A 26,990-nucleotide genomic window follows, 5' to 3' on the forward strand; every position below is an offset into this window, starting at 1 on the left:
TGTTTATCAACAAATAAGAGATCAGGTGGTTTTATGGGAAACAATCAATTACGTACAATGGCAAAGGCAGAACAATTCATCTATCGATTGACATTTGCTGAAAAAATAAAGAATGCAGAGCTTCCGCATAAGGAGCAGCAATTATCAGATACATTTTGCCTCCTCGTTAGCATAAGCAGCAGCGGCTTACTCACGCTGAACGATCAAAAATGGCGATTGAAAAATCTAACGCTCTATACAATTCTGTCTGATGAGACATTTATGTTAAAAACAAAGCCTTATCAAAAACACGAGCTCTATCTGCTTCGCTTTCAAATGTACACGCCGCAAGGTCAACACATAGAAGAAGTATCAACTGAACATGCCCGGTCTTTACTGAATGTATGGCAATTTATCGATATTAGCTCAATTGAACAAATTCATTCTTTACTGTCCGAAATGACAGAGGAATGGAAAAGACATGAATCCGTTAGCTTTTTTAGAAGCCAAACCCTTTTTCAACAGCTCATCCTGCAGCTTTTCACACTGCATAATGAAGATATTTGTGACACGACACATGCCCTTTTCAAAACAAAACAATATATTGATCAACATTCCGAAGAACCCCTCAGCCTTACAAGTCTATCTCAAATGGCTGGCATCAGCGCCAATCATTACAGTGAGCTATTTAAAAAGCATTTTAATGTGAGTGTCACTGATTATATCACCAAGAAAAGGATGGCTAGAGCCAAACAGCTAATGGCAAAAGGCAACGCAAAGCTCAAAGACATTGCACTGGAAATCGGCTATCAAGATCCCTATTACTTTAGCCGCATCTTTAAGAAAAAAACGGGCATGACCCCTTCTACTTATATGAAAAGCCGTCAGCGGAAAATTGCAGCCTATGGCCATTCCATACTCGGTCAGCTCACACCCATTCATATCATCCCGTATGCTGCCCCTCTTCACCCTAAATGGACAGCACATGATTTTGAGCATCATGCAGAAGAAATCCCGATTCACCTGAGTGCACATCGGATCAATGAGCACGCTGAAGCCAATTTAAAGCAATTAAAGGAAACAAAACCTGAGCTGATCATTGCCAATGATCATGTGACAGAGGAAGAAAAACAAGTGTTGAAAACCATCTGTCCTGTTCACTTTGTTCCATTCACCCATTTGGATTGGCGCACTCAATTCAGACAAACAGCTATGTTCCTAAACGAAGCGAAGGAAGCAGAAGAATGGTTGATTCATTATGAGGAGCTCGTCATTCAGGCGAAAAAGACATGCCTTTTTGATCATCCACCAAAAACCGTCCTGCCTCTTCGTATCTTTCAAGATCAACTCTACTTGTCTGTAAATCGCACCATGTCAGAAGTGATTTTTCATGATATTGGTCTTCTGCCAGCTTTTCAGAATGATGGACAGCTAATAGAAAAGAAAATCACCATTCGCTCCATACAACAGCTAGATCCAGACGCCATCTTCCTCTACTTGCATAAGGAGCCAAAAACCCTTGCTTTTTATCAAAAGTTAAAGCAACAGGAAGATTGGCAAAATCTCAAAGCTGTGACGCAACAAGCAGTCTATCCACTAGCATCTGACCCTTGGCGTGAATACACAGCAGCCAGTCATAAACGAGTCATTCAGGACCTTTTATCTTTTTTTCCGTAAAAAGTCCATCATTTGACAGAGAATTGTCTATGGATAAAAGGACAAAAGCCTAATACAATCTTTAATTGAGAACAATTATCAGTTAAAGGAGAAAACAAATGAAAAAATGGTTAGCATTGCTTATCCTTTGTATCATGACGATCACCACAGCTGCCTGTGGTGCTGCAGAAAATAAACCTGCTTCAAACACAACCAAAAGCAAGTCAGCTGAAATAGCAGAAACAAACATCAATTACTTAGATCAAACGTACAAACTCAAAACGCCAGTGAAACGAATTGTCATTGCTGGAAGCCTAGAATCAATGGAAGATGCCAAATTACTTAATATCGAGCCTATTGGTGCTTCTACAGTAGGCGGCACATTCCCTGAATTATTTAAAGACATCACAGCGAAAACAGAAGGCATCGGTGAAAAAACAGAACCGAATCTAGAAAAAATCTTAAAACTAAAACCAGACGTGATACTCGGATCAACAAAGTTTCCACCTGCAACAATTAAAAAATTGGATAAAGTCCAAACAACGATCCCAGTATCCCATGTCTCTTCTGACTGGGAAAGCAATCTTTTATTGCTCGGTACACTTACTGGAAAAAGTGAAGAAGCGAAAAACATCATTTCTGATTATCAGAAAGACCTCAAACAAGCGAAAGAAACCCTGAAAGACAAAAGCAGCAACAAAACAGCTGTCATTTTACGCATTAGACAAGGCGACCTGTACGTGTACCCTGAAGACGTATACTTCAACTCTACCTTATATGGGGACTTAGGATTTACAGCACCAAGTGATATCAAAAAAGCCAAAGCACAAGCATTGATTTCATTGGAGCGCCTGGGCGAACTCAATCCTGACTATATTTTCGTTCAGTTCTCTAAAGAGGAAAACTCATCGAAACCTAACGCATTAAAGGACTTAGAGGAAAATAAAATTTGGACAAGCCTAAAAGCTGTGAAAAATGGGCACATCAATGAAAATGTCGTTGATCCTATGCTTCAAGGAGGAACTGCACTAAGCAAAACAACCTTCCTTGATAAGGCCGTCAAATGGTTAGAGAAAAACAACTAAAAAAAGAAGACAAAGGGTTAATGTTTAGCCCTTTGTCTTCTTTTCAGCTTATTTGAGAATCTTGAGGAGTGAATACATATGAACGGAACGTTTCTATATGACGAGTTTAACGGGCGTCAGCTTGATATTTACGTTCCACATGACACCTCTATTAATGTTCCAGCTGTCTTTGTACAAGATGGCTCTTCTTTGTTTAGAACACACCTGCTAGAGATCGAAAGACTGATCGAAGCCAAAACCATCTCTCCAATCATCATTGTCGGCATACACCCCTTCAATCGACTTGACGAGTATACACCATGGAAGGCGTCATCACTGCACTCTGGGTTTCCTGACTTTAAAGGCGAGGCACAGACGTATGTGTCATTTTTAGCGAATGACTTGCTCCCATATATCAAAAGAAAATATCCAGTCAAACAGACCTGTCATGAACATAGTCACATAGGTGCTTCATTAGGTGGGCTATTTGCAATTTATACTTTATTGATGTACCCTGCTCTTTTTAAAAACATCGCATCTATCTCTGGGTCATTTTGGTATCAAGATTTTCTGCCGTTTGCTAAACAACAAAGCATTCAGTATGTGGATCACCTTATTTATTTGTCTGTGGGCAGTGAAGAAGGTAAAGGCAAAACATCTGCTCAACAGCACATGCCTTTATTCAATAAACAACTACATGATCTTTTATTACAGAAAGGGATGCAGGAATGGCAGCTGCACTATCACATCGAACAAGGGGAGGGCCATCATCTGAAACAATTTCAAAAAAATTTCTTATCAGCCCTAAAGTGGTTTTATCAAAGAGAACTCTAATTTTTTATCTGCATGGCACAAAGCCGATATGATATATTGGAACCTATAGATTGAAAGAGGAGGGATTTGCGTATGAGACCTTTACAAATCTCAGCCGATACAGCACAAAAACTTGCGGCATCACTTAATGTACCCATTGAACAAATCATGCATATGCCGCAGCATATCTTAATCGCTAAACTAGCAGAACTTGAACAGAAGAAAGATCGTTCTTCTTAAAGAAATAAAGGAGTTTACATTCATGGAACAACAACTAGAACAATCAACATTACATCCCCGCAGCAAGGGACAAACCATCCTGCTGATTGCTGGGATTTTACTCATTGCATTTAACCTGCGGCCTGCCATTACGTCCGTGGGACCTCTCATCGGCGCCATTCGTTCCGATTTGCAGCTTTCAAATGGACTTGCGGGTTTTCTCACCACTTTACCACTGCTCTCATTCGCATTGCTTTCTCCAATTGCACCTAAAATCGGAAAGCGTCTTGGCAATGAACGAACCCTTTGGCTTGGGCTTGCTGTCCTTCTATTTGGGATTGTGATTCGCTCGTTTGGCTCGATCACCTTCTTAATGGTGGGAACCGCGCTTGTCGGTGTCGGGATTGCGATATGTAATGTGCTTTTACCAGGGCTTGTGAAGCATAAATTTCCTGCACATGCTGGTTTGATGACGAGCGTGTATACGACTTCGATGTCCGTCTTTGCGGCACTTGCATCAGGTGTCAGTGTTCCGCTCAGCCATGCAATGCCTGGCGGCTGGAATACTTCATTCCTCGTATGGGCTGGCCTTGCACTTCTCGCGATGATGGTCTGGGCGCCGCAGCTTCTTCATCAGAACACAGCGGCCGTCAAAAGCATTTCGCTCACAGAGCAGCCGATATGGCGTTCGCGTGTCGCATGGCAGGTGACCTTTTTTATGGGCTTGCAGTCATTCCTTTTTTATAGCAGCATCGCCTGGTTTCCTGATATTTTAACATCACATGGAATGAACCTGTCGACAGCCGGCTGGATGCTGTCCATTATGCAGTTTGCTGGGCTGCCATCCACCTTTTTAACGCCTGTTTTCGCGGAAAAATTAAAAACACAAAGACCGCTTGTCTTGGGCCTTGTCCTTGTGTATTTACTTGGCATGATCGGGCTCCTTCTCGGAGGATCGACGCCTATTCTTGTGATCTCTGTTTTATTGATCGGCATTGGACAAGGTGCCAGCATCAGTCTGGCGCTCACTTTTATCGGATTACGGACGACCAATATGGAGCAAGCCGCTGCCCTTTCCGGAATGGCGCAGTCTCTCGGTTATTTATTAGCCGCCGTTGGTCCTTTCATGATCGGTATCCTTTTTGATCTCACACATACATGGACGCCATCCATTATCATCTTTATCATCATCCTATTTTTCATGTTTATATCCGGTATGCGAGCCGGACGAAGCGTCTATATTTCAGATCCATCATAAAAAAAGAACCCGCCTCCTCATGAGACGGGTTCTTTTCGGTTTATGCTTGTTCTGTCACGTGTACCTTTAATGTTGCTTGTACCTCTGGATGAAGCTTCACCGGTACATTTGTGTAACCTAATGCACGGATGGCGTCATTCAGCTCGATTTTGCGCTTATCGACTTTGATTTGATGATCTTTTTGCAATTTATCAGCGATTTGTTTGCTTGTAATAGATCCAAACAGACGGCCGCCTTCACCTGATTTTGCTGTTAGTTCCACTGTTAGCGCCTCAAGTGTTTCTTTTAATTGTTTCGCTTGTTCAAGCTCTTGGATGGCATTCTTTTTCTCTTTGTTCTTCTGCCCTTCCAATGCGCTTAGGTTCGTTGGGTTTGCTTCAACTGCTAACCCTTGTTTGATGAGAAAGTTGTGAGCGTATCCGTCAGCTACATTCTTGACTTCGCCTTTTTTCCCTTTGCCTTTTACGTCTTTTAGAAAGATGACTTTCATCTTTGAACCCCTCCTTCGAAATATTCATCAATGGCAGCTTTTAACTGCTCTACCGCTTCTTCAATGGTTATACCATACATTTGGGTTGCAGCGTTAGTTAAATGACCGCCGCCATCTAACGCTTCCATGATAATTTGGACGTTGATATCTCCTAATGATCTCGCACTAATGCACACCGTGTTGTCATCTCGTCTAGCGACAGCAAATGACGCTTCTACCTCACTCATTGACAACAGGGAATCTGCCGTCTGGGCAATCGTGATTTGATCATAATACTCCGAGCTGTCTGACGGTAATGAAGCAATCGCCACCTGATTTTGATACAGATCTGTATGCTGAATGAGCTTTGCCCGTTTGATGTAATGATCGACGGTCTCTTTTAGGAATTTTTGGACAAGGACAGGATCTGCCCCCTTCGCACGAAGATAGGATGCTGCATCAAACGTTCTTGATCCCGTTCTCAACGAGAAACTCTTCGTATCAACGATGATCCCTGCGAGAAGCGCAGTAGCTTCAATCATGTTAATGCGCAATTTCTTCGGCTGATACTCTAAAAGCTCTGTCACAAGCTCTGCTGTGGATGAAGCATACGGCTCCATATAGACAAGTAATGGGTCACGGATAAACTCCTCGCCGCGTCTATGATGGTCAATGACCACGATATTTTCAATTTTATTGAGTAGTCGTTCTTCCATGACGAGAGACGGTTTATGTGTATCCACGACCACAAGCAGCGTGTCATCCTTCGCAAGCTCCATGGCTTCCTCTGGGGTGATAAAACGTGACCAAAGATCTTCATAATTCTTAATTTCACTAATCAAACGTTGAACACTGTCCCCAATCTGGTTGGCATCAATGACAATATAGCCTTCTTTCCCATTAGCCTGGGCGACCTTTAAAATCCCAATGGATGCACCGATTGAGTCCATGTCTGGGAACTTATGCCCCATAATCATGACATTTCCGCTTTCAGAAACAATTTCTTTTAAAGCATGAGAAATGACTCGTGCGCGTACACGTGTCCGTTTCTCCATTGGATTCGTTTTTCCGCCGTAGAATTTCACTTTTCCATTCGGCTGCTTAATGGCTACCTGATCCCCGCCTCGTCCGAGGGCAAGATCAAGACTCGACTGCGCAAGTGCCCCAAGCTCTTTTAAAGAAGGTACGGATGCACCGATCCCGATACTCAAGGTAAGCGTCGCACTATGCGCTCCTGTTTTCTCACGGACCTCGTCTAGAATAGAGAATTTCGACGCTTCCAGCTCTGCTAAAATGCTCTCATTTAGAACCGCCATAAATCGTTCGGACGAAATTCGCTTCAGGAAAATGCCATATTCCTGTGCCCAATTGTTTAACAGAGACGTCACTTCACTATTAATGGTGCTGCGCACCTGATCGTCAAGCCCCTGCGTGACATCATCGTAATTGTCTAAAAAGATATAAGATAACACCGTTCGTTCATTTTCGTACTGTCTTTCAATTTGTACCTGTTCTGTGACATCAAAGAAATATAAAAGGCGCTCTGACCGTTTAATAATGACTTTGAATTTTCGGTCATTCAGCGTCACATTTTCTGTCTCGACCTCTTGTTTAATAAGAGGCACAATAGACTCGAATGTATCATACAAGGATCTGCCGACAAGCGTGCTTTCATGAAAACACGAAGCGAGAAATGGATTTGTCCATTCGATATAATACTGGTCATTAAACAGCATAATACCAATTGGCATTTCCATTAATGCTTCTTCTCCAACCTTTTTGACTCGATAGGATAATGTTGAAATATATGAATCAATCTCTTTTTGCACTTGCGTATCTGCCCACTTTAAGAAGTAGAGCACACCTGCAAGGACTAAAAGACCAACCGCTCCTATGATCCAATTATAATAAAGGTTGAGGAGGACTGTGACCACCGCAAGGAAAATCAAAGCGATGATCGGATACTTGATGACAGGTTTTCTATAGAAGCTTGGCACTGATATCAACTCCTCAACATTCAGAGTGAATTATTTGTTTTTTACTTTTTCTCTTAAATCAAAGCCTATGTCAGCAATCCCTATAATACGCACAATCACAGCGACTGGCGGATAGAGAACCCCTAACACGATAGCGAAAATGGGCACCGCTTTTGAGATGCTTTTTTCGTGGCAATAATAGAAGATAAAAGAAAATCCCTGAATAAGCACCAGTATAAATAAAATTTGAAACGCACTCGTTTGAACGAGCGATAAAAAGCTGCCTTTTTCCGTCTGAATCAGCATCAAAAGCAGTGTGAGTAAATAATACCATACCATGCTTTTTGGCAGCCGCATATCCTTAAATTTCTTCAAGGCTGGCATGTCTTTGACAAACCGTTTGATCAGAGGCTTCACAAACCAGTGGTTCACGAACGCCGTCAGCGTAACTAACATCAACAGCGCGACAGGTAAAGCACTCAATGCAGCATCCTGCATCTCTCTGAACTGCTTCAGCTGCTTCGCAATGTCCTGCTCAGAAGCGCCGGATTGCTTTAAGACACTCTCTAACATCGGAATCATTTGCTCAATCGACTCTTTCGCGATACCCATGATATCGACTTGAAAAAGCTGAACACTGACAACAAAGGAGATAAGAAAACTAAATAAATAGATCAGCGCACCTGTAATGATGGCATTCCCAGGCTGCCGTCTGCAGTAGAAAACACCCATGCCTAATCCGACAGCAATCAGAATTGGCGCCGTCATGAGTCCATTAATAGATCCAATTAAAAAGCTGATCACTATCCCAATAGCGCCAGCAGCAATTCCTTTTTTCAAGCCGTGCCTGATTGTATAGAGGATGATCGGAATCGGAGCAGCTAGAAAGAAAATAATGGATAATAGCGGCACATACAAATAAAACAGCGTCATGACAGAGAAAATACTGATCATGATAGCGCCCTCTACTAACGCTTTTGTTTGTTTCACACCTTCACCTCTATCTAATCCTTTTACTATATCTTGCTCAATGTGTCCTTCTATGTATACGTACGATGTAAGCTACACCATGTCTTACCCCAACCTTTATTTTACCATAGCGGTAAATCGCAAGTAAAATGCAGGCTATCTTAGGAGCGTTTCACGTGGAACACTGATATCGATTCGTACATGCAACTTTTCAAACAGCATGTTACAATTTTTTAGATTATTCTTAGCTATAAACCCTGAATTCAAGGTCAAAAGCTGTTAGAATAGAAACATCATCAATAAATGTAAGAAGGAGAATTCACATGGGAAAAACACTCGTATTCGGACACAAAAACCCTGACACAGACACGATTTGCTCTGCTATCGCTTACGCTGATCTAAAAAACAAAATCGGCGTCGAAGCAGAAGCGGTCAGACTTGGAGAAATCAATGGAGAAACACAATTCGCATTAGATTTCTTTAAACAAGAAGCACCTCGTTTCATTGAAACGGCTGCAAACGAAACAAAGCAAGTCATTCTTGTCGATCATAACGAATTCCAACAAAGTGTAAGCGATATTGATCAAGTACAAGTGACTGAGGTCATTGACCATCACCGTATTGCCAACTTTGAAACAAGTGAACCTCTATACTATCGCGCTGAGCCTGTTGGCTGTACAGCAACAATCTTAAACAAAATGTACAAAGAGAACCAAGTGAAGATTGAAAAAGAAATCGCTGGTTTGCTTTTATCTGCAATCATTTCTGATTCCTTGCTATTCAAATCACCAACATGCACACAACAAGACATTGATGCTGCGCATGAGCTAGCTGAAATTGCAGGAGTAGATCCAGAAGTTTACGGCCTAGACATGCTAAAAGCTGGCGCTGACCTAAGCCAAAAAACGGTTCAAGAACTAATTACAATTGATGCAAAAGAATTCGCACTAGGCAATAGCAAAGTGGAAATTGCGCAAGTCAATACAGTAGATATCGCAGAAGTTACAGCAAGACAGGCTGATATTGAAGCGAAAATCAATGAAGTCATCGCAGCGAAAGGTCTTGATCTATTCGTTCTAGTGATCACAGACATCCTAGAAAATGACTCTCTTGCACTTGCACTCGGTGTCGAAGCTGCAAAAGTAGAAAAAGCATTTAACGTCACACTTGAAAACAACACCGCTTTACTAAAAGGTGTTGTATCAAGAAAGAAACAAGTCGTACCTGCACTGACAGACGCACTTTCTTCATAAACACAACAAGACTGCTGACATGTTCAGCAGTCTTTTTTCTTCTTTTAATGAATGTACATATCGCTGACAAGAATATCCTTTAACACACTTGTTGGAATCGTGAATTCAACTACACCCATGTAACCAGGCGCCACATCATATTCATTAAAGGAAATCACCAGTTTGCCTTTTGAATTGATATAGAAGCTTTGATCTGGCTGAATCTTCTTAAACGGATCAACCGTATCTTGCTTGGTAATCCAGTAAATCTTATTTGAATCCTCTTTCATCTGTTTCTTCATTTGCTCTTTAATATTTTCACTAATCACATCAATATAACGGTCATCTTTAAACAGGCTTGGTAATGTAATGAGTACATGATTTTTCTTATCCACCGTATCATACGTCATTTCCTCTGCCGCAGACGCCTGAGTGGTCACCTTGTATCGACCTAGTGAGAGAATTTGGTCATTGTTTGTTCTCACTTCATATCCGCTCTCAACACTTAAATGACCATTTTTATATCCCTTTGTTTCCTTTTCAAAATCTTGATACAGCTTTTTGTTTTCAGCTAAATATTTTTGATTCAGGCTGTCTTGTAATTTTCCGTCCCCAAGCCCTGAAACGTGTGGTGTTTTAAGGTCAATATTCGTTCCTTGATCGCTCTTTTTAAATTCTGTGAATGTCACGACTTTCACCAGCTCGCCAATGACAGGTATCTCCGAAATAGCTCTTGCCGCCTGTGGACTGACATTCACAGTCGTGACAAATAGAGCAGCCGCAGCAACAAGTCCGATCGTCCATTGCTGAAAATGAGGTTTTTTGTTTTTTCGTTTTAATGTCCGTTCAACCATAGCATCATATTCCGGTGGAATGGGGATTTCTAAATATTCCTCTTTTAACTGTTCTAAATACTTATCCATTTATATTTCCTCCTGCGATAATTCTACTTTTAAAAGCCGCAACGCCTTATATAATCTTGTTTTAATGGTGTTTTCATTTTCATCGAGAATGTGGGCGATGTCCTCTAGTTTTAAATCTTCAAAGAATCTCAAGATAATGATGCCCCGGTAGATTTCGGGCAAATCCTCTATGGCTCTTCTGACATCTTGATCCTCATATACATCTGATTCACCCTGTGATAAGAATTCAAGCGTATCATCGTCTGTCACTTGCACCCGCTTCTTCTTTCGTAAAAAGTCTAGGGCTGCGTTCACCACGATTTTATAAAACCAGCTATGCATCTTGGTCGCATCCTCTAATCGGTGAACAGATTTGAGTGCTTTATGAATCGCCTCTTGAACGACATCCATCGCATCTTCTGGGTTTTTGACATAACTATAGGATAATCGATAAAAACTGTGTTTATGCTCCATTACGTAATCAGCAAATTGATCCTCAATTTTTCGTTTCTTCATTTTACAAAGAGCTCCTTTATCTTAAATGCGCATCGGTTATTTCTTACAATGGATAGACGCGCACCTTTTGAAAATAGTTTGCGCTCGATTATTTTTTAACATGTCATTCCATTTCCGTTTCTATACAAAAAGAGCGAACCAGACAGGTTCACTCTTTCAAAGCGGATATTGTTTGATGGACAAACTGTTTAAGTGGAGAAAGCGGATGAATGATCGGAACGCCTGTCTCCTCTTTCATCTGCTGTGCCGCATGAACCATTGATAGTTGCATCACGCAAATGTCTCCACTTTTTTTCATACATCTTCTGAGCTGCTTTTTGATTAGCTCCTCATAATCCTGCATATCACCATTTAGGCAAAGGTGAAAGACATCCTCCATCACCATAACCTCTGCATCAATCTGTTTGCCGTACTCTTTTGCATATGACTCAAGCCGCTTCATTGTCCCTTCCACTGTATTCGGGTTTGAAAACACAAGTTGAAGAGGCCCTTTTTTCTGACAAATCAGTTCAAATAACGGTTCATCAATCGGAACAATCGGTTGCTTAAAGAGATGCTGCTGATCACCCAAAGCGGCAATATATTGTGTGCACGTGAGCAGAATGATGTCGGCTTCATCTTCTTTCATCAATTTGTTGATGGCATAGGTTTGCTGCTTGTGAGGATTAAAATCGGGATCTTTTGTGGCACGTTCTATAAATGATGAATCGACCGTGTGATGCAACTCAATATCTGTATCACCAAACACGTCTTCTATATAGGACTGATTAGACGGATGGGCATGAAGGCAGTGTAATCGAATCATCAGGTTCGCTCCTCGTGAAAGTTTTCAATCATTATATCAATCCTTGTATGAAATAGGGAGAAAGATGACCATATTGTTAGGGAGATATTGAAGGAGGGATTCGAATTGAAAGAAGATCAACACCCTAAGCCATCTTCAGAGTCAGAAGACACTTTAACAAATCGGCAAGGTCACCCCGTAACAGACAATCAAAATATGAGAACCGTTGGAAATAGAGGCCCAACTACGCTTGAAAATTACGATTTCCTAGAAAAAATCAGTCATTTTGATCGCGAACGTATTCCTGAACGTGTCGTCCATGCGCGCGGTGCAGGAGCTCACGGTTATTTTGAAGCCTATGGCACATTCGGTGACGAGCCCATTTCCACTTATACAAGGGCGAAGTTATTTCAGGAAAAAGGAAAAAAGACTCCTGTTTTCGTTCGTTTTTCTGCTGTCATTCACGGCGGTCATTCGCCAGAAACATTGCGCGATCCGAGAGGGTTTGCGATTAAATTTTATACAGAAGAAGGCAACTGGGACCTCGTTGGAAACAACCTGAAAATTTTCTTTATCCGAGATGCTTTGAAGTTTCCAGATTTGGTTCATGCCTTTAAGCCTGATCCTGTCACCAATCGGCAGGACGGCGAGCGTATTTTCGACTTCGTTTCGCAATCTCCTGAAGCGACGCATATGGTGACATTTCTCTTCTCACCTTGGGGCATCCCAGCAACCTATCGCCACATGCAAGGCTCAGGTGTCCATGCGTACAAATGGGTGAACCATGAAGGAAAAGCAGTGCTGGTCAAATATCACTTTGAACCGAAGCAAGGGATTCGCAACCTGACGCAAGAACAGGCTCAAGCGATACAAGGTGAAAACTTTAATCATGCCACACAGGATTTATATGAAGCCATTGAGCAAGGAGATCATCCTGAATGGGAGGTCTATGCGCAGATCATGGAAGATGATGCCCACCCTCACCTCGATTTTGATCCGCTTGATCCGACAAAGCTTTGGTACAAGGATGACTATCCATGGAAACCGATCGGACGGATGGTATTAAATAAAAATCCAGAAAATTATTTCGCAGAAGTTGAGCAGGTTGCCTTTGGGACTGGCGTTCTCGTAGACGGTTTGGATTTCTCAGATGATAAGTTGCTTCAAGGGCGCACCTTCTCTTACTCTGATACGCAGCGATATCGTGTGGGACCGAACTATTTACAGCTGCCGATCAATGCACCGAAAAAGCATGTCGCCACGAATCAAAGAGATGGGCAAATGGAATACCAGGTCGATCAAGGCAAAGGGCAAAATCCCCATGTGAATTATGAACCATCGATCCTCGGCGGATTAAAAGAAGCAAAGCAGGCTGGAAAGGATCATACGCCTTTTGTAGAGGGTGACGTCAAACGGGAAGCCATTGACCGCCCGAACAACTTCGGACAAGCCGGAGAAACGTATCGCCGCTTCAATGATTGGGAACGTGAGGAATTGATTAAGAACTTAGTCAACACCCTTGCGACCTGTCAAAAAGACATTCAAGAGCAAATGATCGAAAACTTTACAAAGGCTGACCCTGATTACGGAAAGCGTGTCGCTGACGGCTTAAAAGCCTTCAAACAAGAACAGCCAAGCGGACCTATAGGGTCTACAGGCGCCGCACAAGCTGTAGACGAAGCGATTAACAACAGCACACCATCAGATCCTTATTAAATAAAAAAGAATGCAGCGCCTGGGCTGCATTCTTTTTGTATTCATTGATTAAGCGTTTTGACCTTTTTTGATCCATTCTGCTACATTGACTGTACGTTTTGCTTGATGTTTTGCAGCAGCTTCTGCGTCCTCTTGGATCTTTCCATTTTGGTCAACAGTGACACTCACGCCGTAAGGGTTGCCCCCTGCACCGTATAATGAGTCATCTGTGTATCCAGGAGCGGCAATAATCGCTCCCCAGTGGAACATCGTTGTGTAAAGACTGAGAATGGTCTGCTCCTGCCCGCCATTTGGGTTTTGTGCAGAGGTCATCGCACTCACTGCTTTGTTTGCCAATTTTCCTTGGAACCATAAGCCACCAGTTGTGTCTAAGAATTGCTTCATTTGAGCCGGTAGGTTACCAAAACGTGTTGGCATGCTAAAGATGATGGCATCTGCCCACTCTAAATCACTTAATTGAACCTCTGGGACATCCTTTGTTTCGTCTAAATGTGCTTTCCATGCTGGATTTGATGCTACAACTGCTTCTGGTGCCAATTCAGCAACCTTTAATACTTTCACTTCAGCGCCAGCTTCTTTCGCTCCAGCCTCTGCCCATTTTGCCATCTGATAGTTTGTACCTGTTGAACTATAATAAATAATTGCTAATTTTACGTTTTCCATTTGTTCCATCTCCTTTTGTTTGGTTTGCCCAAAAAGCTTCTGTAAAAATCCCATCTATATTCCCTACCTTCATTAAAATTGACGACGATACCATAATGCCGCAGCATCGACTTCTTCTCTCGTTAGCTGATGTCCGCGATTTTCCCAATGTAGTGTGACCGAAGCGCCTGCGCCTTGCAGCAATTGCTCAAGCTCCTGTGATTCCTCTGGACGGCACATTGGGTCATTTTCACCAGCTGCGATAAAGACTTGTTTCCCCGCCAATGAAGGCAATGAAACTCCGCGTCTTGGAACCATTGGATGATGCAGGATCGCTCCTTTTAACGCATCCTCGTAATGGAATAAAAGACTTCCTGCAATGTTCGCCCCATTGGAATATCCGAGAGCGACGACATTGTGACGATCGAACCCATATTCATCTGCTGCTTCTCCGATAAATGTATACAGTTCCTCTGTCCGCTCAATTAAATCCTGCTCATCGAAAACACCCTCTGCTAAACGTCTGAAAAAGCGCGGCATACCGTTTTCCAACACATTCCCTCTCACACTAAGAACGGATGCGTCAGCATCTACTAAATCGGCAAGCGGCAATAAATCTTCTTCCGTCCCGCCAGTACCATGCAGTAATAACAAAACAGGTCTTTGTTCATTCTTTCCTTTTCGAAAAAGATGTTTCATCATAAATCTCCTTTCCCTTTGATTTCTCTTACCTCAATAGGCAGTACAATTTGTTCAATCTGACTGCGTTGCGCCTCATATTGCGGTGGCAGTTTCAATGCTTCACCCATTGTTTCCACTGATTCGTCGTGTGCAAACCCTGGAGGATCAGTCGCAATTTCAAATAATATGCCGCCAAGCTCTCTAAAATAAATGGCATTGAAGTAATTTCGATCTTGCACAGGTGTCACTTGATACCCGCTTTGTGCAATATGTCTTTGCCAATCTAACTGATCCTGATCATCTGTCGCTCTCCATGCAATATGATGCACAACCCCAACACCCATACGTCCGCGTGCAACAGGTGTCTTGTTCACATCAATGACATTGCCTATCTCACCAAACGAACGAAATCTCACATAGTCCTCTTCTTCTCCAACGCGTTCAAATCCCATTGTTTGTTCTAGTAGCTGCATCGTTTGCTCAGGCTGTGATGTTAACAAAACAGCTCCGCCAAATCCTTTGATCGCAACATCTGGCGTAACGCCATTAAATGTCCACTCATTTTGTTTCCCTTCCGCACGCTCTACAAGCTCAATCAACAAGCCGTGTGGATCTTCAAGTGAGAGAAAGGCTTCACCAAAGCGTTCAACCATTTCATAAGAAATATCAAATTGCTCAAGACGTTCCTTCCAGAAAGAGAAAGCGCCTGGCGGTACGACATATGTCGTCACGCCCACTTGACCTGCGCCAATTTGTCCCTTTTGAGCACCTGGCCAAGGGAAAAACGTGATAATCGTTCCCGGAGATCCTCCTTCATTTCCAAAATATAAATGGTAAGTACCTGGATCATCAAAATTCACGGTCTTCTTCACGAGACGAAGTCCTAAAACACCTGCATAAAAATCAACGTTCTCCTGAGGATGTCCTACAATTGCTGTGATATGGTGAATTCCTTCTGTTTTCTTCACTTCTAATGACCTCCTAATCATGAAGTAACAAGCCTCTATTCATTATGTCTTTACTGACGTCTTTATATTATCTCGAATTCGAGATATTAAAACAAAAAAATATATTTATCTCGAATTAAGGATATGATGTTTTTAAATAAAAGTCAACGATTTTTGTTTTTCCTTTTAAAAAAGCAGGTCTGCTTTTACATAACAGACCTGCTCTTCCATGATTATCGCAGTAATTTTTTCTTTTTTAAATAGGCTTTCGCTACCTGAAATGCATCCTTACCTTTCACATTCACTCCATAATTCATTTCTCTCATTTCATCGTCTGTGATTTGACCACCAAGCTTATTGAGAGAAGCCTCAATCTCAGGGTACTCCGTTAATGTCTCCTGCCTTAACAGCGGTGCTCCTTGATATGGCGGGAAAACATGCTGATCATCATCAAGCACCTTTAATTTGTATTGCCTCAATTCACTGTCTGTCGAATACGCATCGACTAAATTGATATCTCCTTTTTGAATCGCTCGATACCGAAGCTTCGGTTCCATCGTCACTACATCATCAAAGGAAAATTGATAGGTCTTTTGAATACCTCGATACCCGTCCTGTCGATCAGAAAATTCTAAGGTGAATCCAGCCTTTATGCGATTCTTGATTTTAGCTAGATCAGAAATATTGGATACATCATATTGATCAGCTAGCGACTGAGGCACGGCTAAAGCATACGTATTGTTGTAAGCCATCGGCTCAAGAAGGCGGAGCTGAAAGGATGATTCCAAACCGCGCCGCGCTTGCTCATACACTTTTTCTTTATCTGTGCTTTTCGCTGTTTGTTTAAGGAACTCAGAAATTGCAGTACCCGTAAACTCAGGATAAATGTCAATATCACCAGAACGTAAAGCTTGAAAAACAAAAGACGTCTTGCCAAGACCAGGCTTAAGATTGACTTGAATATCCGTATCCTGTTCAATTAAAAGCTTATACATCGAGATCAGAATTTCAGGCTCTGATCCTAGCTTTCCACCGATGGTGATTTCCTTCTTTTCTTGTTGAAATAGTAATGGGCCTGCGACAATAGCTCCTGCAATCACAGCAAAAATCGTCACAGAAATCACAGTCTTTTTAAAAGAAATTTTCTCAAACGTACGCAGCACCACATCAAATAAGAGTGCGAGTAAGGCTGCTGGTATAGCGCCAATGACAATGAGTGACATATCATTTCGGTCAATTCCCAGCAAAATCAGACTTCCTAATCCCCCAGCTCCGATCAGTGCGGCAAGTGTGGCAGTTCCCACAATGAGAACCATCCCGGTTCGGATACCTGCCATGATGACTGGCATGGCCAGAGGCAGCTCTACTTTTAATAATCGTTTGCGGTGATTCATTCCCATGGCAAGCGCCGCTTCTCTCAGGGAAGGATCGACCTCCTGAATGCCTGTATATGTATTTCTTAAAATAGGGAGTAAGGCATAAACGACAAGCGCAATAATCGCAGGCACTTGCCCAATCCCAACGAGAGGAATCAGCAGGCCAAGCAGCGCAAGCGACGGGATTGTTTGCAAGACCGCCGTCACCCCAATCACCCATTCTGCAAGCTTTGGCACCCTCGTTAAATAGATACCTAAGGGAATGGCAATCAAAATGGCTAAAAATAAAGCAATAAACGAAATTTGAATATGCTCAAGCAAGGCGTGTCCCAATTGTTCTTTTCGATCCAATAACACACTGATCCAATCATTCATGTGACTCGCCCCTCTCACTAGGTGAATCAGCTAAAAACTGAATCACAGCTTGACGATTCACTAGTCCAATTCGCTCCCCATCCTTTTCCACAGCCAATTCCTCATGCTTTGCCAATTGGGATAAGACCTCATCCAGCGTGGCATGTGCTGTGATCACTTCATAGCCTAAAAGAGCCTCGTGAGCCATTGGTCTAGCCAAGACTTCTAGCTCAAACGCTTGTTGTCCTACATGGCGAGCAGCCCCGGAGACAAACTCCCGAACAAAAGCATTGACTGGGTGTTGAACCAATTCCTCTGGACGACCAATCTGCACCACTTTCCCTTCCTTCATGATACAAATTCGATCACCAAGCCTCATCGCCTCCTGCATATCATGCGTCACGAAAACAATGGTCTTTTGAATACGGCGCTGCAAATCAAGCAGATCATCCTGCAATTTCTCCCTTGTTAGTGGATCTAACGCACTAAATGGTTCATCCATCAGGATAATCTCAGGATCAGCTGCAAGTGCACGTGCCACACCGATACGCTGCTGCTGTCCACCAGATAGCTCTGACGGCTTTCGATGTCGATACATAGCAGGGTCAAGCCCAACCATCTGCATCAATTCATCCACTCGCTTTTTAATCTCGTTCCGACTCCATTGTTTGAGCTCTGGCACCACAGCGATATTTTCTTCAATGGTCATATGAGGAAAAAGAGCAATTTGCTGTAGAACATACCCAATATCCCAGCGCAGCTCATACATATCATAATCGTTTATTTTTTGACCCTTTATGTAAATCTCACCTTCTGTTGAAGAAATGAGACGATTGATCATTTTCAATGTTGTCGTTTTCCCGCTTCCACTAGGTCCAATGAAAACAAAAAACTCACCTTTCTGAATCTCTAAATCAACAGATTCAACGGCATAACGCTCATCTGAAAATTGCATCGATACTTTCCTAAACTCAATCATCTTCCCACACCCTGACTGCAATTATTTTCTAGACTACCAATATGACAGATCGCCCCCGTATTTGTATAGAACAAACTGTCACTTTTTCTCTCTTTTACATACTTCCCCTAGGATGCCCGCCAAAAACAGCTCTAGCCAATTCGGATGAGATTCTTCGTGAGACAATAAAAAAAGCGAAGAGCTCGAGGCTCTCCGCTTTTAAGTCAACGACTTACTCACCAGTAACGTATGGAAGTAATGCCATTTGACGTGATTTTTTAATCGCTAATGTCAATTTACGTTGATACTTAGCGCTAGTTCCTGTTACACGACGAGGTAAAATTTTACCACGCTCAGAAACAAACTTTCTAAGAAGATCAACATCTTTGTAATCGATGTGCGTGATACCGTTAGAAGTAAAGAAACATACCTTACGACGTTTCGCACGACCGCCTCTGCGTCCACCTGCCATTTGTTTTCACACCTTTCCTTTAGTCAATTTTTCAGATCAATTAGAATGGCAAATCATCATCGGAGATGTCAATCGGTTTACCATCATTCGCAAATGGGTCATCATTGAAGCTATTTCCCTGATTACGATTTTGTTGGTTGCTTTGATTGCCATATGGATTTTGACTTGGTTCATTTCCGAATGGATTCTGATCGTTTTGGCTACCGCCATAATACTGGCCTCCGCTATTGCCACCGCCGCTGTATCCACCTGAACCAGCACCGCCGCTCTTAGGCTCAAGAAATTGAACACTTTCAGCTTGAACTTCTGTCACGAAGACACGCTGTCCTTGCTGATTTTCATAGTTTCTTGTCTGCAAACGACCGTCTACACCGGCAAGACTTCCTTTTTTCAAGAAATTAGCCACGTTCTCGGCTTGTCTTCTCCAAGTAACACAGTTAATGAAATCGGCTTCACGCTCTCCAGATTGATTCGTAAACGTACGATTCACAGCTAGAGTAAACGTGGCTACAGCCGCACCATTAGGCGTGTAGCGAAGCTCAGGGTCTTTTGTTAGTCTTCCGACCAATACAACACGGTTTAGCATATTGAAAGACCACCTTTAAATATATATTTCAATGATTTATACTTCTTCTTTAACAACAATGTGGCGAATGATATCGTCACTGATCTTAGCTAAGCGGTCAAATTCTTGAACTGCTGCAGCGTCAGATTGAACGTTTACGATTTGGTAGAAGCCTTCACGGAAATCGTTGATTTCGTATGCAAGACGACGTTTACCCCAATCCTTTGTTCCAGTGATCTCCGCACCGTTTGAAGTTAACACGTTATTGAAACGCTCGATAACTGCTTTTTTAGCCTCATCGTCAACTGTTGGGCGGATGATGTACATAACTTCGTACTTTCTCATCTGATTGCACCTCCTTTTGGTCTAAGCGGCCCTATACGGGCAAGGAGCAATAAATTATATTACTCACAATTGTATATTATAACAAATTACTTGGCCTATGACAAGAACCTATACATTAAAACGGAAATGAATGACGTCTCCATCTTTCACTACATATTCTTTACCTTCTAGACGGACTTTTCCAGCCTCTTTTGCAGCAGACATGCTTCCACCAGCAAGTAAATCTTCATATGCAACCGTTTCAGCACGAATAAACCCACGTTCAAAGTCCGTATGAATGATTCCAGCACATTCCGGTGCCTTCATTCCCTTTTTAAACGTCCAAGCGCGTACTTCCTGCTCACCTGCTGTGAAATAAGTAGCTAAACCAAGAAGTGAATAAGATGCTTGAATCAGCTGATCTAGACCTGACTCTTTGATGCCAAGCTCTTCAAGGAACATCTGCTTCTCTTCTCCTTCAAGCTCTGCAATTTCAGACTCGATCTTCGCACATACGACGATGACTTCAGCATTTTCACTAGAAGCAAACTCACGGATTTGCTGCACATATTCGTTGCCGTCATGATCTGCTACTTCATCCTCACTCACATTTGCTACATAAAGAACTGGTTTAGATGTGAGTAAATGAAGCTGTTTCACAAGCTTTTGCTGCTCATCTGTAAATTCTACAGATCTTGCCGATTTCCCAGCTTCAAATGCGTTCATTAGCTTCGACAAAATATCAAATTCAGCTACCGCTTCCTTATCCTTTTGTTTTGCAAGCTTACTCACACGAGCCAAACGTTTTTCAACTGTTTCTAAATCAGCCAAAATCAACTCTAAATTAATGGTTTCGATATCTGACACAGGGTCAACCTTACCTGATACGTGTGTGATGTTATCATCTGCAAAAGCTCTCACCACGTGACAGATCGCATCTACTTGACGAATGTGAGAAAGGAATTTATTCCCTAAACCTTCACCTTTTGAAGCCCCTTTGACAATACCAGCAATATCAGTGAATTCAAAAGCAGTCGGAACTGTCTTTTTCGGCTGCACCAATTCTGTTAGTTTTTGCAAACGTTCGTCTGGAACTTCTACAATTCCGACGTTTGGATCAATGGTACAAAACGGATAGTTAGCAGACTCCGCTCCAGCCTGTGTAATTGCATTAAATAGCGTTGACTTCCCGACGTTAGGTAAGCCAACAATACCAGCTGTTAAAGCCATTCTTTCATCTCCTCTATATCAAACGTGCTCGTTATACTGCGTAATATGAACCTAGAGCAATTATAAGTAGGTTTACATGAAAAGACAAGCTAACCGTTATGCATTATCAATAGAAGAAACATTGCCAAAAAGAATAAATCAATCCTTTAAAACGGGAATTTGCATCTAATTCTTCTATACAAAAGACAAATTTCATCAAAAAAGCATGAGGCCTACTTAAGCAGTTGGCTCCTCATGCTTGACGAGAATTTTCTTCATTTTTCGTTCAAAGTCTCTTCTTGGGATCATGACGCTATGCCCACAGCCTTCACATTTAATGCGAATATCCATGCCCAACCGAATTACAATCCACCGATTGACACCACATGGATGGGGTTTCTTCATTTCAACGACGTCATGTAACCCAAACGCTTTGTCTGCCATCAGCTTTCACCTCTCTTGCTTACTTCATTGAATCTATTGTACAAAAAAACGGCGATGAAGAGCAATGCACAAAGCAAAGACCCTCTTTCTCCTATTCTTTTTTATAGAAAAAACCCTTCTTTTAGATCATTTTATTTGTGACCAATAGTTACTTAAACTTCGCTTTTTTTCAATATTGTCACAAACACTGTAGGTCGAAAGGTTTTTATTGGTAGAACGCTGTGGTTTTTCCATATTTTTTGATTTATGATATCTGCATAAATGTTATGTGAGGGAGCAGGTACGATGGTCAATCGAAAGGATAGATTAACTGATAAAGAATATAAAATCATATCCGATCATGCTGGAAACATAGACAATTACCAGCAGCACCATACGATAGAAATAGGTCAGCAAACGCTCACTGTCCATGATTTTCTCAAGGTCGATCATCAATTATATGGTTTAACGATGCAGCCGGAACAATCAGACGAGTTCATCGTCGCTTTTCACTGTCCGATGCCAAAGCAAATGCCGGTGACCTCGCCACAAGATGTACACACCGCGGCACAGTCATTGCTCAAAACGGATTATGCCTATCCCATTGAAAGGAAGTCCCTTGATGGCAATCGAGATCATGTCTTTTTTAAAGGGAAGGAATATATAGAGCAAGTCAGTCAGAAGCATCCCAATGCAGGTATCTATCTCACTGGACAAGCCCTTGCCGGTGCTGTTTGTGCTTATGTTGCAACAGAACAGCCAGCTGTCAAAAAAGCCGTCACCTTTGATAGCCCAAATATATGGAGCAGTCTGGCGCCTTCGATTCAGCAGAAAGCGCAGCAAGGTCAATATAAACGGATCTTGACTGAATATATTCAACCCAGTCATTATGTAGGTTTACTCAATCGCCATGATCATGGAGTTGGTCAAGTGAAGTACACCGTACCGCCAAGGCAGCAAGGCGACGTCCAAGAATCCGTTAAATATAAACAAAGAGAAATTGACACCTTTTTAAAATCAGCTTTTGCGTCTATGAATATAGAATGGAACGAATCCTTTGATACAAATGCTTTTTTAGCTCTTATTTCTGGGAGTTTAAAAGGAAATGGGTATTCATTCCACAAAGATGGATCTGCCCAGATTTTAGATGAACAGCTTGATCATAATACAAGTTTTACAGCTATGCTGTTGCAAGAAATCCATTCTGGACGTGCATATGCACAAAGCGGTCTAGAAATTATCATAAAATCCCATTTACTGAAAAATTCATCCTACGATCTCCAAAGTGTGATTGAACATGAAGTACACACTATATTTGATAAAATCGATGGGATCGATGAAAGTGTAAAAGACGCCGTCCAACATGTAAAACAAGAGCTCAAAGGACTCGTCGGCTTTGGCCACTATGATTTATTAAGTTCAAGTGATGTGGAAGCACTGGTAGAAGAAGTGAGGATGGAACAACATCATTCCTCCTTTTATTCACACGAAAAACAACTGATTGCCCTGTACACCTTGAGAGATTACGAACAAGAACTTTCTTCCCTTTCAAGACATATGTACACAATGGGTGATGATTACGCCAAGGCAGATAGGCGCCTTGCGATGCAAATGGGTATTCATTAAGAAAGGAGTCGCCGCATGATCAATCAAAATAAACCTCCTAGTGACGCCCAGCGTTTCTTGCAAAATGTGAGTACCCGCCGATCCATGTCTGTATTTGAAAATCAATCGGCACCACAAACGCAAACGCAGTCCCCAGAAGAAATAGCCGCAATTCAGGCCCTACGAAGAGAAGGACAGCGAAAAGATCTAAAACGGCTGCTCAAAATGCGACTGCATGACGAATTAGCAAACACTCGCGTGCACTTGGAGTATCAATTGTCTAAAACCGAAGACATGATCAACCAGACGACCATTGTCAAGCAACACATCTCCCAGCATTTAAAGGGACAAGCCATTTCAGAATTAGAGGAACGCCTTCAGCGTCTCAAGCAAATGCCAGTCTATGATGATATCAAAGACGCCATTGACTCTATTCGGATAAAATAAGCACAGCTCTGACAAAGAGAGGTGCTTATTTTATTTTATCAATATAATTTTTAGGGCGAGAAAATATCTTTTTACTTAAAATCGGATATAGCATTAAACAGACAAGCAAATAAAGATTCAGCAAGCTGTATATCGGATACAAGAAAGCAATTAAATCGGCAAACCCAAGAGATGTTAAAGGCGCCATCAACAGAAGCATCACGAGCACAACCAGCCAGCGAGGCAATGGTACAAAAGAGAGCATTCGGCTGGATAAACCAAATAAACCTGCCGCTGTCGTCGTATAAATAGCTAGACAAAGGACAACGGTCATAAACACAAACAATGATGTCGGCGCTCCTTCTAATACTGTAAACAAAGGAATGCCTTCTGCTGATAGGCTCCCAGAAATATCAACCAGTATTTCGTTATACACGTACGAGATGACCCCAAAAATCAGGCCACTTAATATACTCGCCACTTTTGCCTCGCCAAGCCCCTTCATTTCTTTTCCAACCGAAGACAGCACTGCGACTACAGATAATATATTCAAAGAAGCAAAGACAATGCTGGCAGGCCAATTGTACTGCTGCCCAAAATCAATCCGCCACATATGATCATGGTTCATATAATAAAAAACAAATGCATAGATGAGCCCCGCCACCAAAATTGGTATAATGAAAGCATTCACAGATAAAAGCCCTTTCACATCCCAGAAAAAAATCATAAATGAAAACAGACAAAATGCACCGATGCCAATCCAAAATGGCACATGATACATCTCGAGTGTCACCCCGCCACCGGCAATCATGACTGTCGTTGTCGTGAATAAATAAAGGACAATTAAAACATCATACACTTTAGCCAGCCATGGACCGACAAGCCGCTCTAGCACTGGCACAAAGTGATCTGCTCGTACCTCATAACTGATTTTCAACACCACATAGGTAGACAGCATAAACATCAATGTAAACAGTAGAATGGCTAGTCCACTATCAATGCCAAAAAACTGCCAAATTTCTTGGCCGGAAGCATACCCCGCTCCTATTAAGCTTCCTAAAATTAAAAGCGTCCACCTTGAACCAGCCTTCCACACAATCATCACCTCATAGGTATAGAATTAAGCTTGTTTCCGTATACTGTTACTAACTACTATGACAAGGAAGTGAGACCTATGAATAGCAAGAACGGTCTTTTTTTTAGAAATAGGGTGAAAGAATACGTGTCCCATACGGATACAAACGCCATTCAACAGCTTAAAAGTATTTTATTCTCGCATCTTCAGAAAGCAGGAAAAAGACCCGTTGCCATCGTTTGTATTGGAACAGACCGCTCAACTGGCGACTCTCTAGGTCCACTTGTTGGTACAAAGCTTTCAGGTCTTGATTTGAAAAAGCTTCATGTATATGGCACGCTCTCTGACCCAGTTCATGCGGTCAATTTAAAAGAAAAGCTCGCCGAAATTGAACAAGCACATAAACATCCGTTCATTGTAGCGATTGATGCCTGTTTAGGAAGAGTGAAAAGTGTAGGCTCCTTCCAAATTGGAGATGGACCGTTAAAGCCTGGAGCAGGTGTACAAAAGGAGCTGCCAGAGGTAGGAGATATTCATATTAATGGGATCGTCAATGTGAGCGGCTTTATGGAATACTTCGTTCTCCAAAACACACGCCTTCATCTTGTCATGTCTATGGCCAATACACTTTCTGAAAGTCTATCTCATATTGATCAAATGGATTGGACAAGAGAAAAAAGCCGTTCTCTCTTCGCTCCTATTCAAAATATCACTGGGAGAATATAAAAAAGACCATCTCGTATCAAGATGGTCACTCTGATGATTCTCTCGTAGAAAGCAATTCGAGGATTCTTTCTAAATCTTCGTTCGAGAGAAATTCAATCTCTATTTTTCCTTTTTTCTTCTGTTTCTTGATCGACACTGAAGTGCCAAAGTAGTTTTGCAAGAAAGACTCTCTTTCTTTCAACACTCGATCCTTTGGTGCTTCTTTTTTCTTTGTTTCACGTGGAACATTTTCGTTTAATTGCTGAACAAGTTTCTCAACCTGACGTACGTTTAACCCCTCGTCCACAATTTTCTTTACCAATGGCGCCAGCTTATTTTTGTTTTTCAAGCTAAGCAATGTTCTTCCATGACCCATCGATAACTTTCCATCTGCAATCAGCTTTTGTACTTCATCCGGTAAAGTCAAAAGACGGAGATGGTTCGCAATATGCGGTCTGCTCTTCCCTAATCGCTTCGCTAATTCCTCTTGCGTGACACTTAGGTGATCTAGTAAGGAAGCATAGGCTTCCGCTTCTTCTAATGGAGATAAATCCTCGCGTTGCAGATTTTCTAAAAGGGCAATCTCTCTCATGAGCGTTTCTGAAAATTCTCTGACGATCGCAGGAATCGTTGTCAGACCAGCTTGTTGTGCTGCACGGAAACGACGTTCACCTGCTACAATGTCATATCCTTTAATCGATTTACGGACAATGATCGGCTGTAAAACACCGTGCTGCTGAATGGATTCTTTGAGATCAGACAATGCATCTTCATCAAACGTTTTCCTTGGCTGATACGGGTTTGGACGCAAATCCTTTATTTTGATTTCTTCAACCGTTTCTTCATTTGAGTCTACAGTGTTAAATAGTGCATTAATACCTTTTCCAAGACCTTTAGCCATTCGCATCCACTTCCTTTGCTAAGTCTAAATAGACATCTGCACCTCTTGAACGTGGATCATACAAGATAATCGGTTTCCCATGACTAGGCGCTTCACTCAGTCTTACATTTCGCGGAATCACGGTCTGATAGACTTTATCTCTAAAGTATTTCTTCACTTCTTCGATGACTTGAATCCCAAGATTTGTTCGTGCATCAAGCATTGTCAGCAATACACCTTCAATGGCGAGATCCGTATTTAAATGTTTTTGCACGAGACGAACAGTGTTTAACAACTGGCTCAATCCTTCAAGCGCATAATATTCGCACTGTACCGGGATTAAAACGGAATCGGATGCTGTTAACGCATTAATCGTCAGTAATCCGAGTGATGGCGGGCAGTCAATAATCATATAATCATAATTTTGCTTAACAGATTCAAGTGCTCTCTTCAATCTCACTTCACGTGAAATCGTAGGCACAAGCTCTATTTCAGCCCCTGCAAGCTGTATCGTCGCAGGAATGACATCAAGATTTTCGACCTCTGTCGTCTTAATCACATCAAGAACATCTGCATCATCAACTAAAATATCGTACACGCACTTCTCTACGTCGGCCTTCTCAATCCCAATACCACTCGTGGCATTGCCCTGCGGATCAATATCAACTAACAACACTCGTTTACCTATGTATGCTAAACACGCACTCAAATTAACAGAAGTTGTCGTCTTCCCGACGCCGCCCTTCTGGTTGGTAATCGCTATGATTTTTCCCACGATGTCACCCACTTTCAACT

General features: G+C 42.0%; 29 protein-coding genes. 10 read left to right on the forward strand and 19 right to left on the reverse strand.

The features are described from left to right. Positions 1 to 33 precede the first annotated feature (33 nt). From CKW02_RS19910 to CKW02_RS19930, 5 genes are all read left to right on the forward strand, one after another. Positions 34 to 1,656 (forward strand): AraC family transcriptional regulator, encoded by a 1,623-nt coding sequence (locus CKW02_RS19910; RefSeq protein ID WP_003215194.1) that lies wholly within the window; start codon positions 34 to 36, stop codon positions 1,654 to 1,656. A 98-nt stretch (positions 1,657 to 1,754) separates the two neighbouring features. Further along, positions 1,755 to 2,720, forward strand: a complete 966-nt coding sequence (locus CKW02_RS19915) for an ABC transporter substrate-binding protein (RefSeq protein WP_003215121.1) — start codon at positions 1,755 to 1,757, stop codon at positions 2,718 to 2,720. A 78-nt stretch (positions 2,721 to 2,798) separates the two neighbouring features. Continuing rightward, positions 2,799 to 3,533 carry an alpha/beta hydrolase gene (locus CKW02_RS19920; RefSeq protein WP_003214801.1) on the forward strand — a complete coding sequence of 245 codons (735 nt, stop codon included), beginning with the start codon at positions 2,799 to 2,801 and terminating at the stop codon, positions 3,531 to 3,533. Positions 3,534 to 3,605: 72 nt separating this feature from the next. Continuing rightward, positions 3,606 to 3,752, forward strand: coding sequence for a YycC family protein (locus CKW02_RS19925; protein WP_003214589.1), 147 nt, complete (start codon positions 3,606 to 3,608; stop codon positions 3,750 to 3,752). Positions 3,753 to 3,774: 22 nt separating this feature from the next. Continuing rightward, a complete protein-coding gene (locus CKW02_RS19930; RefSeq protein ID WP_003214688.1) occupies positions 3,775 to 4,989 on the forward strand; it encodes a CynX/NimT family MFS transporter in 1,215 nt (404 codons plus the stop codon). A 40-nt stretch (positions 4,990 to 5,029) separates the two neighbouring features. Here CKW02_RS19930 and rplI read toward each other — a convergent pair whose 3' ends face one another. The 3 genes from rplI to CKW02_RS19945 are packed head-to-tail and all read right to left on the reverse strand — an operon-like array spanning position 5,030 to position 8,424. After that, positions 5,030 to 5,479 (reverse strand): 50S ribosomal protein L9, encoded by a 450-nt coding sequence (gene rplI, locus CKW02_RS19935; protein WP_044139055.1) that lies wholly within the window; start codon positions 5,477 to 5,479, stop codon positions 5,030 to 5,032. Next, positions 5,476 to 7,455, reverse strand: coding sequence for a DHH family phosphoesterase (locus tag CKW02_RS19940; RefSeq protein ID WP_003214961.1), 1,980 nt, complete (start codon positions 7,453 to 7,455; stop codon positions 5,476 to 5,478). Before CKW02_RS19940 ends, rplI begins: the two co-directional genes overlap by 4 nt. Before the next feature lie 30 nt (positions 7,456 to 7,485). Next, positions 7,486 to 8,424, reverse strand: coding sequence for a YybS family protein (locus CKW02_RS19945; RefSeq protein ID WP_003214844.1), 939 nt, complete (start codon positions 8,422 to 8,424; stop codon positions 7,486 to 7,488). Between the two features lie 302 nt (positions 8,425 to 8,726). On the opposite strand from CKW02_RS19945, the gene CKW02_RS19950 reads away from it, so the two are divergent. After that, positions 8,727 to 9,656, forward strand: a complete 930-nt coding sequence (locus CKW02_RS19950) for a manganese-dependent inorganic pyrophosphatase (protein WP_003214584.1) — start codon at positions 8,727 to 8,729, stop codon at positions 9,654 to 9,656. Between the two features lie 44 nt (positions 9,657 to 9,700). Here the strand turns inward: CKW02_RS19950 and rsiV are convergent, their stop codons facing one another. From rsiV to CKW02_RS19965, 3 genes are all read right to left on the reverse strand, one after another. Next, entirely contained in the window at positions 9,701 to 10,558 is an 858-nt protein-coding gene (gene rsiV, locus CKW02_RS19955; RefSeq protein ID WP_003214892.1) for an anti-sigma-V factor RsiV, read from the reverse strand. Then, positions 10,559 to 11,053, reverse strand: coding sequence for an RNA polymerase sigma factor SigV (locus CKW02_RS19960; RefSeq protein ID WP_003215191.1), 495 nt, complete (start codon positions 11,051 to 11,053; stop codon positions 10,559 to 10,561). It abuts the gene before it with no gap. 148 nt (positions 11,054 to 11,201) lie between these two features. Further along, positions 11,202 to 11,858, reverse strand: coding sequence for a hypothetical protein (locus CKW02_RS19965; protein WP_003214666.1), 657 nt, complete (start codon positions 11,856 to 11,858; stop codon positions 11,202 to 11,204). 84 nt (positions 11,859 to 11,942) lie between these two features. Here CKW02_RS19965 and katX point away from each other — a divergent pair, with 84 nt between their 5' ends. Then, complete coding sequence (katX, locus tag CKW02_RS19970; RefSeq protein WP_372706121.1) at positions 11,943 to 13,553, forward strand: catalase KatX; 1,611 nt, start codon at positions 11,943 to 11,945, stop codon at positions 13,551 to 13,553. A 48-nt stretch (positions 13,554 to 13,601) separates the two neighbouring features. On the opposite strand, the gene wrbA is transcribed toward katX, so the two are convergent. From wrbA to CKW02_RS20020, 10 genes are all read right to left on the reverse strand, one after another. Continuing rightward, complete coding sequence (gene wrbA, locus CKW02_RS19975) at positions 13,602 to 14,270, reverse strand: NAD(P)H:quinone oxidoreductase (protein WP_034620302.1); 669 nt, start codon at positions 14,268 to 14,270, stop codon at positions 13,602 to 13,604. 18 nt (positions 14,271 to 14,288) lie between these two features. Then, positions 14,289 to 14,897 carry an alpha/beta hydrolase gene (locus CKW02_RS19980; protein ID WP_034620304.1) on the reverse strand — a complete coding sequence of 203 codons (609 nt, stop codon included), beginning with the start codon at positions 14,895 to 14,897 and terminating at the stop codon, positions 14,289 to 14,291. Next, complete coding sequence (locus CKW02_RS19985; protein WP_034620306.1) at positions 14,894 to 15,865, reverse strand: ring-cleaving dioxygenase; 972 nt, start codon at positions 15,863 to 15,865, stop codon at positions 14,894 to 14,896. Before CKW02_RS19985 ends, CKW02_RS19980 begins: the two co-directional genes overlap by 4 nt. Positions 15,866 to 16,056: 191 nt before the next feature. Continuing rightward, positions 16,057 to 17,574 carry an osmoprotectant update ABC transporter permease/substrate-binding subunit OpuFB gene (gene opuFB, locus CKW02_RS19990; RefSeq protein ID WP_003215320.1) on the reverse strand — a complete coding sequence of 506 codons (1,518 nt, stop codon included), beginning with the start codon at positions 17,572 to 17,574 and terminating at the stop codon, positions 16,057 to 16,059. Continuing rightward, a complete protein-coding gene (locus tag CKW02_RS19995) occupies positions 17,567 to 18,532 on the reverse strand; it encodes an ABC transporter ATP-binding protein (RefSeq protein WP_034620308.1) in 966 nt (321 codons plus the stop codon). Before CKW02_RS19995 ends, opuFB begins: the two co-directional genes overlap by 8 nt. A gap of 211 nt (positions 18,533 to 18,743) precedes the next feature. After that, positions 18,744 to 18,983, reverse strand: coding sequence for a 30S ribosomal protein S18 (gene rpsR, locus CKW02_RS20000; protein WP_008347556.1), 240 nt, complete (start codon positions 18,981 to 18,983; stop codon positions 18,744 to 18,746). Positions 18,984 to 19,023: 40 nt separating this feature from the next. Beyond that, positions 19,024 to 19,569 carry a single-stranded DNA-binding protein SsbA gene (gene ssbA / locus CKW02_RS20005; protein WP_003215157.1) on the reverse strand — a complete coding sequence of 182 codons (546 nt, stop codon included), beginning with the start codon at positions 19,567 to 19,569 and terminating at the stop codon, positions 19,024 to 19,026. A gap of 36 nt (positions 19,570 to 19,605) precedes the next feature. Next, the gene (gene rpsF / locus CKW02_RS20010; RefSeq protein ID WP_003215073.1) at positions 19,606 to 19,893 is read right to left on the reverse strand and encodes a 30S ribosomal protein S6; all 288 of its coding nucleotides are present in this window, start codon (positions 19,891 to 19,893) and stop codon (positions 19,606 to 19,608) included. A gap of 108 nt (positions 19,894 to 20,001) precedes the next feature. Continuing rightward, positions 20,002 to 21,102 (reverse strand): redox-regulated ATPase YchF, encoded by a 1,101-nt coding sequence (gene ychF, locus CKW02_RS20015; protein WP_003214682.1) that lies wholly within the window; start codon positions 21,100 to 21,102, stop codon positions 20,002 to 20,004. A gap of 216 nt (positions 21,103 to 21,318) precedes the next feature. Beyond that, positions 21,319 to 21,525 carry a DUF951 domain-containing protein gene (locus tag CKW02_RS20020; RefSeq protein ID WP_003214565.1) on the reverse strand — a complete coding sequence of 69 codons (207 nt, stop codon included), beginning with the start codon at positions 21,523 to 21,525 and terminating at the stop codon, positions 21,319 to 21,321. Between the two features lie 285 nt (positions 21,526 to 21,810). Between CKW02_RS20020 and CKW02_RS20025 the strand changes: the two genes are divergently transcribed. Both CKW02_RS20025 and CKW02_RS20030 read left to right on the forward strand, forming a co-directional pair. After that, a complete protein-coding gene (locus tag CKW02_RS20025) occupies positions 21,811 to 23,130 on the forward strand; it encodes a hydrolase (RefSeq protein ID WP_095117930.1) in 1,320 nt (439 codons plus the stop codon). Positions 23,131 to 23,145: 15 nt separating this feature from the next. After that, on the forward strand, positions 23,146 to 23,556 hold the full coding sequence (locus tag CKW02_RS20030; protein WP_003215287.1) for a hypothetical protein: 411 nt from the start codon (positions 23,146 to 23,148) through the stop codon (positions 23,554 to 23,556). A gap of 25 nt (positions 23,557 to 23,581) precedes the next feature. Here the strand turns inward: CKW02_RS20030 and CKW02_RS20035 are convergent, their stop codons facing one another. Next, the gene (locus CKW02_RS20035) at positions 23,582 to 24,637 is read right to left on the reverse strand and encodes a YkvI family membrane protein (protein WP_003214632.1); all 1,056 of its coding nucleotides are present in this window, start codon (positions 24,635 to 24,637) and stop codon (positions 23,582 to 23,584) included. A 72-nt stretch (positions 24,638 to 24,709) separates the two neighbouring features. On the opposite strand from CKW02_RS20035, the gene yyaC reads away from it, so the two are divergent. Further along, a complete protein-coding gene (gene yyaC, locus CKW02_RS20040) occupies positions 24,710 to 25,336 on the forward strand; it encodes a spore protease YyaC (RefSeq protein WP_003215235.1) in 627 nt (208 codons plus the stop codon). Positions 25,337 to 25,361: 25 nt separating this feature from the next. Here yyaC and CKW02_RS20045 read toward each other — a convergent pair whose 3' ends face one another. Beyond that, on the reverse strand, positions 25,362 to 26,216 hold the full coding sequence (locus CKW02_RS20045; protein WP_003214953.1) for a ParB/RepB/Spo0J family partition protein: 855 nt from the start codon (positions 26,214 to 26,216) through the stop codon (positions 25,362 to 25,364). Further along, positions 26,209 to 26,970, reverse strand: coding sequence for a sporulation initiation inhibitor protein Soj (soj, locus tag CKW02_RS20050; protein ID WP_034620351.1), 762 nt, complete (start codon positions 26,968 to 26,970; stop codon positions 26,209 to 26,211). Before soj ends, CKW02_RS20045 begins: the two co-directional genes overlap by 8 nt. Between the last annotated feature and the right edge of the window lie 20 nt (positions 26,971 to 26,990).

The organism is Bacillus pumilus, from assembly GCF_900186955.1.
In the GTDB taxonomy this organism is placed as follows: domain Bacteria; phylum Bacillota; class Bacilli; order Bacillales; family Bacillaceae; genus Bacillus; species Bacillus pumilus.